The 15267-nt window shown below is 59.2% G+C and carries 15 protein-coding genes; 1 reads left to right on the top strand and 14 read right to left on the bottom strand.

Annotation, left to right across the window (positions count from 1 at the left end):
- Nucleotides 1-3: 3 nt before the first annotated feature.
- The 14 genes from Q0K43_RS01025 to Q0K43_RS00960 form a co-directional block, all read right to left on the bottom strand.
- Entirely contained in the window at nt 4-726 is a 723-nt protein-coding gene (locus Q0K43_RS01025; protein ID WP_297288709.1) for an ABC transporter ATP-binding protein, read from the bottom strand.
- Nucleotides 723-1526, bottom strand: coding sequence for an ABC transporter ATP-binding protein (locus tag Q0K43_RS01020; protein ID WP_297288708.1), 804 nt, complete (start codon nt 1524-1526; stop codon nt 723-725). Before Q0K43_RS01020 ends, Q0K43_RS01025 begins: the two co-directional genes overlap by 4 nt.
- Complete coding sequence (locus Q0K43_RS01015; RefSeq protein WP_297288707.1) at nt 1523-2554, bottom strand: branched-chain amino acid ABC transporter permease; 1032 nt, start codon at nt 2552-2554, stop codon at nt 1523-1525. Before Q0K43_RS01015 ends, Q0K43_RS01020 begins: the two co-directional genes overlap by 4 nt.
- Before the next feature lies 1 nt (nt 2555).
- The gene (locus Q0K43_RS01010) at nt 2556-3419 is read right to left on the bottom strand and encodes a branched-chain amino acid ABC transporter permease (protein WP_297288706.1); all 864 of its coding nucleotides are present in this window, start codon (nt 3417-3419) and stop codon (nt 2556-2558) included.
- Nucleotides 3420-3512: 93 nt separating this feature from the next.
- Complete coding sequence (locus Q0K43_RS01005) at nt 3513-4715, bottom strand: ABC transporter substrate-binding protein (RefSeq protein ID WP_297288705.1); 1203 nt, start codon at nt 4713-4715, stop codon at nt 3513-3515.
- A gap of 175 nt (nt 4716-4890) precedes the next feature.
- Entirely contained in the window at nt 4891-5862 is a 972-nt protein-coding gene (locus Q0K43_RS01000) for a helix-turn-helix domain-containing protein (protein WP_297288704.1), read from the bottom strand.
- A 39-nt stretch (nt 5863-5901) separates the two neighbouring features.
- Nucleotides 5902-6720: a cyclase family protein gene (locus Q0K43_RS00995; protein WP_087187165.1), complete on the bottom strand. Its 819-nt coding sequence runs from the start codon at nt 6718-6720 to the stop codon at nt 5902-5904.
- 39 nt (nt 6721-6759) lie between these two features.
- Nucleotides 6760-8070 (bottom strand): TRAP transporter large permease, encoded by a 1311-nt coding sequence (locus Q0K43_RS00990; RefSeq protein WP_297288703.1) that lies wholly within the window; start codon nt 8068-8070, stop codon nt 6760-6762.
- Nucleotides 8070-8681: a TRAP transporter small permease subunit gene (locus tag Q0K43_RS00985; RefSeq protein ID WP_297288702.1), complete on the bottom strand. Its 612-nt coding sequence runs from the start codon at nt 8679-8681 to the stop codon at nt 8070-8072. Before Q0K43_RS00985 ends, Q0K43_RS00990 begins: the two co-directional genes overlap by 1 nt.
- 64 nt (nt 8682-8745) lie before the next feature.
- Nucleotides 8746-9852 (bottom strand): C4-dicarboxylate TRAP transporter substrate-binding protein, encoded by a 1107-nt coding sequence (locus Q0K43_RS00980; protein ID WP_297288701.1) that lies wholly within the window; start codon nt 9850-9852, stop codon nt 8746-8748.
- Between the two features lie 51 nt (nt 9853-9903).
- Entirely contained in the window at nt 9904-10722 is an 819-nt protein-coding gene (locus Q0K43_RS00975) for a cyclase family protein (RefSeq protein WP_087187165.1), read from the bottom strand.
- A gap of 433 nt (nt 10723-11155) precedes the next feature.
- Entirely contained in the window at nt 11156-11464 is a 309-nt protein-coding gene (locus tag Q0K43_RS00970; RefSeq protein ID WP_297288700.1) for a NifU family protein, read from the bottom strand.
- A gap of 5 nt (nt 11465-11469) precedes the next feature.
- Nucleotides 11470-12921 carry a 4-hydroxyphenylacetate 3-hydroxylase family protein gene (locus Q0K43_RS00965; protein ID WP_297288699.1) on the bottom strand — a complete coding sequence of 484 codons (1452 nt, stop codon included), beginning with the start codon at nt 12919-12921 and terminating at the stop codon, nt 11470-11472.
- A 19-nt stretch (nt 12922-12940) separates the two neighbouring features.
- The gene (locus Q0K43_RS00960) at nt 12941-13786 is read right to left on the bottom strand and encodes a 3-keto-5-aminohexanoate cleavage protein (protein WP_297288698.1); all 846 of its coding nucleotides are present in this window, start codon (nt 13784-13786) and stop codon (nt 12941-12943) included.
- Nucleotides 13787-14079: 293 nt separating this feature from the next.
- On the opposite strand from Q0K43_RS00960, the gene Q0K43_RS00955 reads away from it, so the two are divergent.
- Nucleotides 14080-15258: a thiolase family protein gene (locus tag Q0K43_RS00955; protein ID WP_297288697.1), complete on the top strand. Its 1179-nt coding sequence runs from the start codon at nt 14080-14082 to the stop codon at nt 15256-15258.
- The last annotated feature ends 9 nt before the right edge of the window (nt 15259-15267 follow it).

The raw sequence follows: 15267 nt of genomic DNA, 5'->3' as shown, positions 1-15267 counted from the left end.
CTCCTAAATGCCCAAATAGGCTTTGATGACCTGATCGTTGTGGAGCAGATTCTCTCCGGTGTCGGTCAGGGTGATGTTTCCGTTCTCCAGCACATAGCCCCGGTCGGCGATCTGGAGCGCCAGGCCGGCGTTCTGCTCGATGAGCAGCACCGTGGTGCCCCGGTCCCGGATATCCAGGATCAGCTCAAAGATCTCCTTGACCACCAGGGGCGCCAGGCCCAGGCTGGGCTCGTCCAGCATCAGTACCTTGGGGGAGAACATCAGGCCCCGGCCAATGGCCAGCATCTGCTGCTCACCGCCGGAGAGGGTGCCGCCCAGCTGGTTGCGGCGCTCCCGCAGCCGCGGGAACATACCGTAGATCTCCTCCAGCAGTCCGGCGGTTTTGGCCTTGTCGTATTTCACCGCGCCAAAGGTACCCATCAGCAGGTTCTCCTCCACCGTCAGCTTGGGGAAAATATGCCGTCCTTCGGGTACGTGGGAGATGCCCCGCTTTACGATCTTGCTGGGCGAGAAATGGGTATTGTCCTCCTCCTCAAACATCACGCGGCCGGTGCGGGTCCCCTGGATCAGGTTGCTGATGGCCATCAGGCTGGAGGTCTTGCCCGCGCCGTTGGACCCGATGAGGGTGACGATCTCCCCCCGCTCCACATGAAAGCTGATGCCACGCAGCGCGTTGACGCTGCCGTAGCGCACCGCCATATCTTGTACGTCCAGGAAATGACTCATGCGGGCTCCCCTCCTTTTCTCCGGTCAATGGTAAGCCCTGCGCCCAGATAGGCCTCGATCACCTGGGGATTGGAGGTGACCTCCTCAGGCGTACCCTCGGCCAGCTTCTGGCCGTAATTGATGACCACAATACGGTGGCAGAGGTTCATGACAAATTTCATGTCGTGTTCAATGACCACGATGGTGATACCGTCCTGATTGAGCTGCCGGATGAACTCCATCAGGTCGGCGGTCTCGCTGGGATTCATGCCCGCCGCCGGCTCGTCCAGCAGCAGCACTTTGGGCGAGAGGGCAAGGGCCCGGGCGATCTCCAGCCGACGCTGGAGGCCGTAGGGCAGGTTGCCCGCCATCAGACCCGCCCGGTCTCCCAACCCCACCCGTTCCAGGATGGCCATGCCCTCCTGGTTGGCCAGGGCCTCGTCCCGCTTGTAGCGCCCTGTGTGCAGAATGCTGTCAAACAGGCTGGTCTGGGTCCGGGTATGAAAGCCCACCTTCACATTCTCCAGCACGGAGAGGAATTTGAAGAGCTTGATGTTCTGGAAGGTGCGGGCGATCCCCAGCCGGGCCACCTTCTCGGCGGAGAGATGGCTGATGTCCTTCCCTTCAAAAAGGACCTGTCCGGAAGTCAGCCGGTAGGTGGCGGTAATGAGATTGAAAAAGGTGGTCTTGCCCGCTCCGTTGGGGCCGATGATCCCCAGGATCTCCCCCGGACGGACCTGCATGGTCACTTCATTTACGGCCTTGAGGCCGCCGAAATGCTTGGAGGCCTTTTTGGTCTCCAGAATCACATCCCCACTCATGCCTGCTGTCCTCCCTTCCCGGCGTCAGACGCCTTTTTCGATTCCCGGCGGGCAGTTCTTCCGCCGCCGCCCCGGTTGATGGCGCCCACCAGGCCCTGGGGACGCAGCCACATCATGACAATGATGAGGGCGGAATAGATGAGCATACGGTACTGAAGGGCCGAGCGGAAGATCTCGGTAATGATATTAGCCGCCAGCGCACCCACAATGGGCCCCAGCAAGGTTCCCTGGCCGCCGATGATGTTCATGGCCAGGATATTGAAGCTCTCGTCCAGTGTAAAGGTATCGGGGCTGACAAACCGCTGGAAGAATACGTACACGCAGCCGGCCACACCGGCCCAGAAGGCGCTGTAGGCCAGGTTGAGCATCTTATACCGGGCCGTCTCCACACCCAGGGAGGCCGCCGCCGCGTCATCCTCCCGGATGGAGCGCCAGGCCCGGCCCACCCGGGATGCCAGCACCCGGTTGGTGCAGAAGATCATGATGGCAGCCAGGGCAAAGACCACATAGTAGAAAAAGGTGCTGCGGGGGTAGTCGATTCCAAAGAACTCCGGGGACGGAATGCCGGAAATGCCCCGGGGGCCCTGGGTCAGGTCGGTCCAGTTGAGGCAGAGCTGCCGGACGATCTCGGAAAAGCCCAGGGTGACGATGGTAAAATACATTCCCTTGAGCTTGGCGGTGGGCGCCGAGAGCAGCAGGCTCACCAGGGCGGCCATCAGGCCGCTGATGGGCAGCAGCAGCCAGAAGCTGATGCCGAACCGGGTGGACAATATGGCGGCGGTATAGGCGCCCACGCAGTAGAACCCGGCCTGGCCCACGTTGAACTGGCTGGAATAGCCGTTGACCACGTTGAGGGAACTGACCAGAAGGATGTACAAAAGGATCAGCGTCAGGGTGTTGATAGTCACCTTGCTGCTGATGACGAGCGGCAGCAGAAACAGCACCGCCATAATGGCTACGATGACTTTGTTCTCATGGCGCAGAAGATCGAAGCGGACCCCGCGGAGATCTTTTATCTTCTCTTTCATATCAACGGCTCCTCCTTGTAAACAGGCCCTCCGGCTTCACCAGGAGGATAAGGATAAGCAGCAGGAAAGATACGGTGTCCCGCATGCCGGCGGAGAAAACCATGATGCCCAGATTTTCACACACGCCGATGAGCAGTCCGCCTACCGCCGCGCCGCCCACGCTGGACGCACCGCCCAGCACGGCGCAGCAGAAGGCCTTCATGCCGATATTCCCGCCCATCATGGGGGTGATGGTGCCGTAATACATGGCCAGCAGCACGCCCGCCACACCGGCCAGGCCGCAGCCGATCATATTGCCCACGGTAGTGGTCCGCTTGGTGTCGATCCCCACCAGGGCGGAGGCCGTCTTGTCCATTGACACCGACTTAAGGGACATGCCCACCCTGGTCTTGTTGAGGAAGATGGTCAGCACCAGCACCAGGGCCATCACCACAGCAAAAATGAAGAGCTGCATATAGGTGATCCGCAGCCCGGCCAGGGTAACGGAACCGGAGCCGAACAGATTGGGAATGGGTTTGGACTCGGTACCTGCCACCACCTGAACCAGATTGCGCAGGAACATACCCATACCAATGGTACAGATCAGGGAGATCTGACGGGGGGAGTTGAAAAAGCGGTTATAGCAGATACGGTGGATGAAAAAGCCCATCGCTCCGCTCACCGCAAAGCCCAACAGGATGGCCAGCAGCAGGTTCCCGCCTAGAAGCACAAAGCTGTAGTAAGCGGTAAAGGCACCCAGCATGATGACGTCGCCGTGTACGAAGGTGACCAGGCCCACCACACCGAAGATCAGGGCGTAACCAATGGACATCAGGGCATAGATGGCGCCCTGGCCCAGGCCGTTCATAAGCTGCTCCAGGATCAATTTCGTCACTCCTTTGCGTAAAGTAGGCTGAAAAAGGGTCAAAAAGGGCAAGGCAGTGCGGTCACCGCCTTGCCCCTTCGAGCCTTATGAAAATCAGTCGATATAATCGGAATCGGTAAGCGTCTTCCAGGCGCCGTTCTCAATGGTGACGATCTTGAAGTTACGCTGCGTGATGGTGCGATCCTCGTTGAAGACCTTGGGACCGGTCAGCCCCTCGAACCCTTCCAGCTCGAACAGCTGGTCCCGGATGGCGGCGCGGGTCACATTGTCGCCGCAGTTCTCAATGGCCTTGGCCAGCATATTCATAGCGTCATAGGCACAGGTCATCATCATATTGGGGGCAAAGCCGGTGCGGCTTTCAAACTCGGTGGCAAATTCCATGATCTCAGGATTGCTGTCGTCGATCACAAAGCCAATCTCGCTGTATACGCCTTCGCAGTCCTCGCCGGCCAGGGTAATGAGCTGCTCGGAGTAGGCCAGGCCGGAAATGGCTACCTGCACGTCCCAGTCCATCTGACGGATCTGCTTGATGGCCACGGCGCCGCTGTCATAGCTCATCATGAGCATCACGGTGTCGGGATTGGTCTGGCGGACCTTGGTGAGGATGGCGTTGAAGTCCTTCTCCCCTTCAAAGAAGGTCTCGCTGGCCACGATGTTCACGCCGTTCTCCTCGCAGTAGCCGGAGAGGATGTCGTAAGCCTCTACGCCCCAGTCGCTGTTGACATAGATCACAGCCACATTTTCAGCTTTCAGATACTTTTTGAGCAGATAGTCGGCAATGAACTTGCCCTCGTCGGTGGTCTTGCCGAAGATGGAGAACATATACTCGCCCAGCAGGGTGTAGTCGGGGTTGGACGCGGTGGGCGAAAGCTGGACCATACCGGCCTCCTCGTAGATGGGGGCAGCCGCCATGCAGGCGCCGCTGGCGAAGTCGCCGATCTCGGCCAGAATGGTCTCATCCTCGGTGAACATGGTGGCGATCTGGGCGGCCTGGGTGGGGTCGCTCTTGCTGTCCTGGATCACCAGCTCCACCGGACGGCCGTTGATACCGCCGGCGGCGTTGATCTCTTCCACTGCGATCTCAACAGCGGCCTGGGTACCCACGCCGTTCTCCGCCTGGCTGCCGGTGATGGGGGTGGACAGTCCGATGCGGATGGGATCCTTGTTTTCCGTCACGGGAGTTTCGCTGCCCTGGCTCCCGGCAGGATCGTCGTTCCCGCCGGACTGATTGGAGCAACCGGCAACACAGAGAAGTACCATGCTAAGGGTCAGGATAAGCGCAAGAAACCGTTTCATTTTACCGCCTCCTTCACGTTTGTTGGCTTTTGTGTTTCGCTGCACTCAGTATAGGGCAAAAATCGACAAGATAAAACGTGTCGGCCCTACGATTTATGGTCAAAAACTACACTCTTGCGTTCTCAAACAAACAGAGGCCCGGCTTTACACGCTGTGCAAAGCCGGGCCTCCGCGCTCACCCCTCATGCTCCGGCACCATGTTCCGGAACTCCAGCGGCGTCCGGCCCGTATGGGCCTTAAACACCTTGCCAAAGTGCCTGGCGTCTCCATAGCCCACCGCCGAGGCCACCTCATAGACCTTATGGCGCACGTCCCGCAGCAGTTCCTTGGCCCGCTCGATCCGGAAGTTTTCCAGGTAGGTGGAAAAGGTCTGTCCCATCTCCCGGCGGAAGAGGGCGCTGAGGTAGTTGGGGGTCACGCCCAACTGATCGGCCAGCGTGTTCAGGCTGAGATTTTCATCGGCATAGCGGTGCTGCAGGATGGTCAGTACATCCCCAATGATACGGCGTTTCCCTGATCGGCGCAGCTCATAGACATAGGCGCACAGATCATCGGCGCAGGCGGTGAGCAGGGCCGACGCGTCCTGGATGGTCCTGGCCACCGACAGCAGCGCCAGCCGGTCCGTATCCTCCAGCAGAGCGGTCTCCGCCCCGGTAAACTGGTTGACCTCTCCCACAAGGGTATAGACGCACTGGAAGGCAAACTTCCGGAATACCGCCGCGCTGTATCCCCGCTGCTGGAAAAACGCCTGGATTTCCCCGCACAGTTTTTGTACCGCGCCGCTGTCCCCCCGACAGATCTGCCGGGCCAGTTCCCGGGTCAGCTCCTCCGCCTCGGCGCTGCACTCCGTCCGGAACCGGGCGTATTCCTCGGCGTCCAGAGGTTCCGGCCCCCGCTCCTGGCGCAGGCTGTCCGCCGCCCGGCGCAGGGTCTCGGTCAGTTCCCCCATACGGATGGGCTTGAGCAGATAGTTCAGCACCCCGTAGCGGATCGCCCGCTGGGCATAGTGGAAATCGGAAAAGCCGCTGAAAATAATGGTGGTGGGTGACACGCCCCGCTCTGAAAGTTCCTGAAGCAGCTCCAGACCGTCGATCCGGGGCATCTTAATGTCGGTAAGCAGGATAGAAAGCCCCCCTGATGAATCCATCAGGGGGGCTTTGCCTCTTACAGGTTCCGTTCTCGGCGATCAATACACGCCGTACTTGTAGACGCGGTCGGGCACGTCCTTGTTGATCTTGTCCTCGTCGATCATGGCCACGGCCCGGACGATGGTGCCGTCGCCCATGTACCAGCGCAGCGGGAAGGCGCAGAACGTGAACCGCTGGCCCTTCACCTTCTCAATGTCGCCGCCCAGGTTCTCAATGCCCATCACGTTGTTGCTCAGCAGGATGGTGTGGACGGGCTCCCACTCCGGGAAGTCCTCCAGAGGCTCGTGGCCGAACTCCTTCTTGTACTCGTCCACGATCCGGGGTACATAGGGCCCGGGGCCGTGCTGGGCCGCGTAGGTGTACAGAATGTGGTCCAGGGCCTGCAGGTCGAAACCAACGCCCTTCACCTTGTGATCCACCAGCCAGTGGGCGCCCTCAATGGACATGCCGGGAGAGTACATGAAGTAGTCGTCGTTCTCGCCCCAGCGCTTGTTCATGCCGGTGCAGATCAGGACCCAGTCCCCTTCCTGGATGCCGCCTTCCACCTTGGCGGCCGCCTTCTCAATGTCCTCCACCGTAATCAGTTCCCAGTGCTTCTTGGGGATGTCCAGACACACGGCGGGGCCGTAGTAGTTCTCCAGGGGCAGCTCATGGGTGAAGGCCCCTTCGGGAATCACATGGGACGGGGAGTCGGCGTGGGTGGAGTTGTGCATATGGAAGTCGTTAAAGGTCTGCAGCAGGCGGTAGTGCATGGGCATGTGCTGCACGCGGTCGATATGGAAGTCTCCGTTGGAGGGCCACAGGGGATTGCCGCGGCCAAAGGGATGGGACAGGTCTACCAGTACGGTCTTGCTCATGGAAAAAGGCTCCTTTCTGATTGGGTCATACCGGCTGTCTTACGAGAACATGGCGTTGGGGATAAAGGTAGACAGGCCGGGAATAAAGATGAAGAGCAATGTGATCAGGATCATAACTGCCAGATATGGCATGGAACCCTTGAAGATACCCATGACATCCACATTTTTGGGCGCCACCGCCTTGACGGAGTAGACGCACAGGCCCACGGGAGGAGTCAGGCCGCCCATGTGGAGGGCAAGGATGGCCACCAGGTCGAACTGCATGGGGTCAATGCCCAGAGCAACAGCGGCGGGATAGAACACGGGGATGGTAAGGGCGATGCTGGAGTAGGCGTCCAGGAAGCAGCCCAGGATCAGGAACACCACCACAGCGGCGATCATGAATACCACGGGGCTGAGCTGAGCCTCGGTTACCATATTGGTCAGCGCCTGGGCCAGGCCGGACACCGTCATGAACTTGGCAAACATACCGGAGCAGGCCAGGATCAGGAACAGCATGGTCATGTTCTCCACCGTCTCCATGATGGCGCCCCAGATCTTCTTGAAGGGGGTGCGCTTGATGAAGCCCATGATGAAGAACACCAGGCAGCCGATGGCGCCGGCCTCGGCAGAGCTGCAGATACCGAAGAAGATGCCGCCGATGATGACTACGGCCACAATGGCGATGGGAATCAGGTTCTTCAGGGAGACCAGTTTCTCATGCCAGGTAAAGTGCTGCTCTACACGGGGGAAGAGATTGGGTTTTACAATGGCGGTAATTACGGTAAACAGGGAGAAACCGATGGCCAGAGCCAGGCCGGGGGCAATAGCCGCCATCAGCAGGCGGCCGATGGAGTCGCCGGACAGCGCGCCGAAGATAACAATGAGGATGCTGGGGGGAATGAACTGTCCGATGTTGCCCGACGCGGCGATCATGCCGTAAGTCAGGTTGGTGTCATAACCGTACCGGCGCATTTCCGGGGCAGCGATCTTGGCAAACACGGAGCCGGTCACCAGCGCGGAGCCGTTCAGGGTACCGAATGCGGTACAGCCCAGCGTGGTCGCCACGCCCAGGCCACCGGGGATACGGCCCAGCCACTTGGCCAGCGTATCATAGCATTCCGTACTGATTCCGATTCCCGTGGCCAACATTCCCATCAGGATAAACAGCGGGATGACCGCGTAATCGAAGGTGGCGATGTTGCTGTACGCCTGGATGCCTACCATTGCCACCGCCTTGGGGAAATTCAGGCAGGCTACCAGGCCGAAGAATCCGACGGTACCCAGGGCAACTGCAATATGTACGCCCATCAGCACCAGAATAATCAAGGCAACGATACCGACCAGTGCTAAAATGATTCCGCCTTCCATCAGTTGCCACCCTCCTTTTTCTTCTTCTCATCTTCCCCGCTGAAGGCGCTCAGTTCCGCCTCGGTGGGAAGCTCGGAGTTGATCAGGATATGGTCCACACGGTTGGGCATGGCGATGCCGACTGCGCAGTACACCGTCATAAAGGCACCCTGGATGGCGAGAAGCAGCCAGCCCAGGAAAGCGCCAAACTTTCCGATAAATACATACACCGTAACGGCAGCCACAGATTTTTCCTTGATCAGCCAGGACGCCCAGAACTGATCCCAGGAGGCCTTGATCATCACAACAAACAGGATGGTGGCCAGCAGATAGATCACAAAGCTGATCACATGCTTGGTGCGGCCTTGCAGCTTGTCATAGATAGCGCCCAGCTGCATGTGCTGGCCCTTCAGCAGGGTATACGCCATGCCGGCGTAAGCCACCCACGCCATCAGCATGGTCACGATCTCCGTGGCGCCCTGAATGGGGGAGTTGAACACATAGCGCATAAATACGTCGCAGCAGATCAGCACCATGTTAAAGAGCATCACGCCGGCGGAGACCCAGCCAAAAAATTTCATTAAAAGTTCCGGCTTCTCATAAAAAGCCGCTATCTTTGTAGATTTTGACATACTGTTCCTCCTCAATTCAGCTTCTTTCCGCAGCCGCATTTCAAGCGGTCAGATGGGAAGCGTATTATTGAATATAGGGAGTCGTATCAAAGTGCCATTCGTACCCCAGTTCCTCACCGGCTTTCAGATAGGCAGACATGATACCCGCGCCGTCATACCCCAGTGCGGTAACATCGTCGATCCACATCTGAAGGGTATCCTGGTAAGCCAGGGCCGTTGCAGCCCACTCCTCCTTGGCTTCATCCGAGAGCGTATTGAAGGTGACGCCGTTGTCCAGCATCTCCTGCTCCCAGCCGTCCATCTCGCTCTGCTGCCACTCCTGGAACTGGGCCATAGCTTCGTCGGCGCACTCCTGGAACAGCTGCTGGGTCTTCTCGTCAAAGGAATCCCACATATTCTTGTTGAAGCAGAGGACGTTGTTGTTGCGGGCGCCCAGGCCCACCTCCAGGCAGTAGTCCTCCACTTCGTAGAGCTTGTAGTTACAGTAGATACTGTCGTACACGAAGGAGCCGGAGGCTACGCCGGTCTTGATGGTCTGATACAGGTCGGCGGCAGGCGCATTCACCGGCACGGCATTGATGGACTGGAACCAGGGGATATAATACACGCCGCCCAGAGTCAGCTTCATTCCGGACATCTGAGACAGTTCCGTAATGGGCGCCTTGGAGTACAGCTTATAGGGCTCGTTGCCCTTCCAGCCCAGGCAGACCACGTTGTTTTTCTCATATTCCTCATAAAACTCCGGGTACTCCTCCGACACCTTGTACATCAGCTCGGCGGCCAGGGTAGGATCACTGGGCGCAAAGGGGATGCAGTAGGTGATCTGGGACAGAGGCAGGTTACTGGGCGTATACAGCGTACAGACGGTGCCCAGGTCGGCAATGCCGGAACTCAGGGTGTTCAGATTGTCGGTAGCCTTTCCCAGCAGGTTGTCGTAAAACACCTTGAAGGTAATGGCGCCTCCAGAACGCTCTGTGACCAATTCGGTAAAGATCTCAATCTCATGAGCGGAGGTCTTGTCATGGGAGTCAATGGCGGAAACGATCAGTTCCATCTTCGGATAGCCGGATTCATGGATCTCGCCGGTCACTCCGCCGGTCTCCCCGCACGCGCTCAGCGTCAGGCCCAAAAGCAGCGCGCTCAACACAGAACAGGCAATTCTTTTCTTCATGGTACAGGTATCCCTCCCAATTTATTTTGGGTTTACACCGGAACGGGTGGATCAATACACGCCGTACTTGTAGACGCGGTCGGGCACGTCCTTGTTGATCTTGTCCTCGTCGATCATGGCCACGGCCCGGACGATGGTGCCGTCGCCCATGTACCAGCGCAGCGGGAAGGCGCAGAACGTGAACCGCTGGCCCTTCACCTTCTCAATGTCGCCGCCCAGGTTCTCAATGCCCATCACGTTGTTGCTCAGCAGGATGGTGTGGACGGGCTCCCACTCCGGGAAGTCCTCCAGAGGCTCGTGGCCGAACTCCTTCTTGTACTCGTCCACGATCCGGGGTACATAGGGCCCGGGGCCGTGCTGGGCCGCGTAGGTGTACAGAATGTGGTCCAGGGCCTGCAGGTCGAAACCAACGCCCTTCACCTTGTGATCCACCAGCCAGTGGGCGCCCTCAATGGACATGCCGGGAGAGTACATGAAGTAGTCGTCGTTCTCGCCCCAGCGCTTGTTCATGCCGGTGCAGATCAGGACCCAGTCCCCTTCCTGGATGCCGCCTTCCACCTTGGCGGCCGCCTTCTCAATGTCCTCCACCGTAATCAGTTCCCAGTGCTTCTTGGGGATGTCCAGACACACGGCGGGGCCGTAGTAGTTCTCCAGGGGCAGCTCATGGGTGAAGGCCCCTTCGGGAATCACATGGGACGGGGAGTCGGCGTGGGTGGAGTTGTGCATATGGAAGTCGTTAAAGGTCTGCAGCAGGCGGTAGTGCATGGGCATGTGCTGCACGCGGTCGATATGGAAGTCTCCGTTGGAGGGCCACAGGGGATTGCCGCGGCCAAAGGGATGAGACAGGTCTACCAGTACGGTCTTGCTCATAAATGATCTCTCCTTTTTCTCTGATTTGAAATCCCTCTGCAGAAGAATTCTCTTGCCCTGTAAAAAGAGCAAGTATCGTGCCAAATTTGGATATTGCCTTTCTATTCTTTCTTTTTCAAGGCCACAGGCCCGTTTGTTGCTTTGTCGCAGGCCAGGTCCCAGTGATTTCTGTTGCAGGATGGAAATAATCCTTCCTAATTTTCGCAACATTTTGCAGAATCGCAACACAGCTCCCACAGGCGCAGCACGGTGCGCCCTTCCAGTCCTTCCAGATCGGCGCATTGTACCGGGCAGCCGCATGCCACCCAGAGTTCATCATAGCAAACGCCGGGGCTTGCCGGTTCCACCCAGTCGTCCGGCCGTTTCTGTTTCAGCCGGGCCACCAGAGCAGTCCGATCATAGCGCGGGTTGCAGCCTCCGCAATACTTGACGCCTATCCGCATGGGCGCTCACCCCGCAGGATGGCTTTTGCCTGATCCAGCAGTTCCTGATTCACGCCGCGCACCAGCACCACATTTTTCAGCTGGGGCAATGCTTCTAACAGGGTGGTGCGGATCAAACTCTCCGTGGTCAACATAGCGGAGGGGCAGCCGGCGCATTGACCGGTCAGCTGGAAGCGGTACAGGCCGTCCCGGCAGTCCAGGCTGCGGATGTTCCCGCCGTGAAGGGCCAACTTGGGACGCACCTCCCGGTCAAGCACCTCTTCAATCTGTTCCAGCGGTACGCTGCTGCACTGGGTCATATTGGTCACTCCTTCACATGGGCGATCTTCTTGGCCAATTCTTTCTTCATGGGCAGATTGCCCTGGCGGGCGATCATGATGCGCTGGGCCTGGGGAGAACCGGCGCCGTGGAGGGACTCGGTGCGGTAGCCCACCGCAGCAGTGCCCAGGGTCAGGTTCTCAATGAGGCGCAGGATGCGGAAGCGGTTCTCCACCGACACCCCGGGGGCCGCCTTGAAGTATTTCTCCACATAGGGCCCCAGCTTGGGATCCCGCAGATCCGCCTCAGCGGGGGCGGTGACCACCACGCCGCCGGCAATATCCTCGGCCAGCCGGGCAATCTCATAGGGGAACCGGGTCACGTTCTGCTTGCACACGTTGGCCAGCAGCAGATCGATGATATAGTTGCCGCTGGCGGTGGCATGGCCCTCGGCGGAGCAGGCGATGCCGCAGCAATACAGCGTCTCGTTCAGGTGGGTCATCTCAATGAGCTTGTCCTTGATGTGGGAGGCCTTGGCGCAGCCGTTGTAGTCGGCGGCTACCGCCGCCGCGCCGATCAGCACATCGCCCACGCCTACCTTGCACCCGCCGTAGCTCTGGCGGTGATAGCCGGCAAACCGCTCCACCAGCATACCGGCGAACTCGGTCTCACCGCACATGAAGATACGGTCGTTGGGCACAAACACGTCGTCGAACACCACCAGGGCCTCCACGCCGCCAAACTCGGCGTTGCCCACGTCCAGCTCGCTGCCCTCCAGCTTCCGGGTATCGCAGCTCTGCCGGCCGATGATCATGAAGATACCCTCGGCGTCCATGGGCACGGCGAAAGACACGGCGTAGTCCTTGTCCTCCGGTCCCATGGAGATGGTGGGCATGATGATGATCTCATGGCTGTTCAGCGCGCCGGTCTGGTGAGCCTTGGCGCCACGCACCACAATGCCGTCGGAGCGGCGCTCCACCACCCGCAGGAACAGATCGGGATCCTCCTGTTCATGGGGCGCCTTGGACCGGTCCCCCTTGGGGTCGGTCATGGCCCCGTCCACCGTCAGGTCATTCTCCTGGACGTAGGCGGCAAACTTCTTAAAGTTCTCGTGGTAGCTTGTGCCATACTTCTGGTCGATCTCATAGGTGGTGGAGTACACCGCGTTGAAGGCGTCCATGCCCACGCACCGCTGGAAGCAGGCGGCGGTCTGCTGGCCCAGCAGCCGCTGCATCTTCACCTTCTTCACCAGGTCCTGAGCGGACTGGTGGATGTGGGTGAAGCGGTTGACCCGCTGGCCGGTCAGGTTGGAGGTGGCGGTCATCAGATCCTGGTACTCCGGCTTCTGGGCCAGGTCGTAGGTCATGCGCACGCTGTTCAGCGAGGGGCGGAGGATGGGATCGTCCACAGGGCTTTCCACCTTCTTGCCGAACATATAGACCTGCATCTTCATCTTCCGTATGCTCTCAATGTACTGTTCCCCTGTCATCAGTGCCATGTTGTTCCCTTCCTTTCTCTTACTTCAGGCCCAGGATCTCACGGGCCTCGTCGGGGATGGCCGCCTTCTTGCCGAACTCCTCAATGACCCGGCGGGCCCGTTCCACGAACTGCACATTGCTCTCTGCCAGCACGCCCTTGGCGTACATCACATTGTCCTCCATACCCACCCGGATATGTCCGCCCAGAGCCACCGCGCCGTACAGCATAGTCATGGCGGAGTGGCCCACGCCGAAACAGCTCCAGGTGGAGCCGGGGCACAGAGACTCCATCGTTTCCTTCATAAAGATCAGGTTTTTCATGGTACCCGGAATGCCGTTGGCGCAGCCCATGCAGAACTGGAAATGCAGGGGCGCTTTCAGCACGCCTTTTTTTAAGTAGTATTGGGCGTTGGCGATCATGCCGGGATCAAAGGCCTCGATCTCCGGCTTGATGTGGTTGTCCTGCATGATCTTGCCCAGCTTCTCCAAAAAGGCCGGTGGATTGAGAAAGAGGCCGGAGTGCATCCAGTTCATGGAGCCGCAGTCGTAGGACGCCATTTCCGGATGCAACTCCACGATATGCTCGTAGCGGCATTCCTCATTGGGGAAAAAGGCGGCGCCCGAAGTGGTCATATTTAAAATAATGTCGCAGTCAGGGTGGTTACCCCGCAGCAGTTCCACCGTCTGGCGGAATTTATCCTTATCCATTGTGCCGTTGCCCTCATCGTCCCGCATGTGCATATGGGCAATGGCCGCGCCCGCCTTCCAACAGGCGTAGATATCCTCGGCGATCTCGGCGGGGGTCATGGGGACGTTGGGGTTATTTTCTTTCTTGGGCCACGCGCCGGTGGTGGCTACCGTAATAATGGTCTTTTCCTGACTCATGTTCCGTTCCTCCTTCAAAGCTGAGGCCCGTTTGCAAAATCGGGGGCCTTGTACCACAGAATTTAACTTGCAAATTCCATGCCAAATCTGTCTCCCGATTTTGCGGTGGTTTTCTCCCCTTTCGAAGCTTGCGTTGCAATCCGGAAACAGAGCCTGCCCATTTCCCCCTTCCATCTGTTGCAAAATTGCAGCTTCCGGCATCCCAGCCCGGCATTCCATGGCATATTTTTTGGCACACCGATTGCATATGTGTCTTTCAGAACCAATTTCACCACTCAGAGAGGAGTCTCATTATGAAACATGTTGCAATCATTGCCGCCTGCCGCACCCCCATCGGCACCATCGGCGGCCAGTTCAAAACCCTTACGGCCCTGGACCTGTCCATTCCGGTGATGCAGGCTCTGGTCCAGCGTTCCGGCGCAGATCCCGCGCAGATTGACGACGTGATCTGGGGCTGCAACTACCAGCGCACCTATCTGGAGAACAATCTGGCCCGGGTAGCCGCCGTCAAGGCCGGTCTGCCCGACACGGTACCCGGCATTACCATTCACCGCAACTGCACCTCCTCCATGTCCTCCATCCAGCTGGGCTTTTATCAGATCATGGCCGGGGAGGCCAAGTGCATCATGGCCGGCGGGGCCGACTGTATGAGCGCCGCCCCCTTCATGGTCTTTGACGCCCGCTACGGCAAGAAATACGGCCATATGGAACTGCGGGACTCCATGTGGGACTCCCTCACCAACCTGGGCGTGGGGCCCGCCATGGGCATTACCGCCGAGAATGTGGCCGACGCCTACGGCGTTACCCGGGAGGACATGGACAACTACGCCCTCCGCTCCCAGCAGAGGGCAGCCGCCGCCATTGACGGGGGCAAGTTTGAAGAGGAGATCATCCCCATCACCGTTCACGGCAAGAAGGGTGACGTGGTAGTGACCACCGACGAGCATGTGCGCCGGGACACCACCCTGGAGAAGCTGGCTAAACTGAAGCCCACCTTCAAGGCCGACGGCCGGGTCACCGCCGGCAACTCCTCCGGCATGAATGACGCCGCCTCCGGCGTACTGCTGATGGACGAGGACTACGCCCGCAGCCTGGGTCTGCCCATCCTGGCCCGGGTGGTGGCCACCGCCACCACCGGCGTCTCCCCCGACCTGATGGGCATCGGCCCCATCAGCGCCGCCCAGAAAACCCTGGAGAAAGCCGACCTCACCGTAGGCGACATCGACCTCTTCGAAATCAACGAGGCCTTTGCCGCCCAGTGTGTGGCCTGCCAGCGCACCCTGGGGATCGACGAGGACAAGCTCAACGTCAACGGCGGCGGCATCTCTCTGGGCCACCCTGTAGGCGCCACCGGCAGCCGGCTGGTGGTGACGCTGCTCTACGAACTCAAACGCAGGGGCGGCCGTTATGGCCTGGCCACCCTCTGCGCCGGGGGCGGCATGGGCACCGCGGTCCTCATCGAACGAGTCTGACCCGGGCAG

It is taken from the genome of uncultured Flavonifractor sp. (assembly GCF_944383115.1).
In the GTDB taxonomy this organism is placed as follows: domain Bacteria; phylum Bacillota; class Clostridia; order Oscillospirales; family Oscillospiraceae; genus Flavonifractor.
This window is presented reverse-complemented; position numbering and strand designations above follow the sequence as displayed.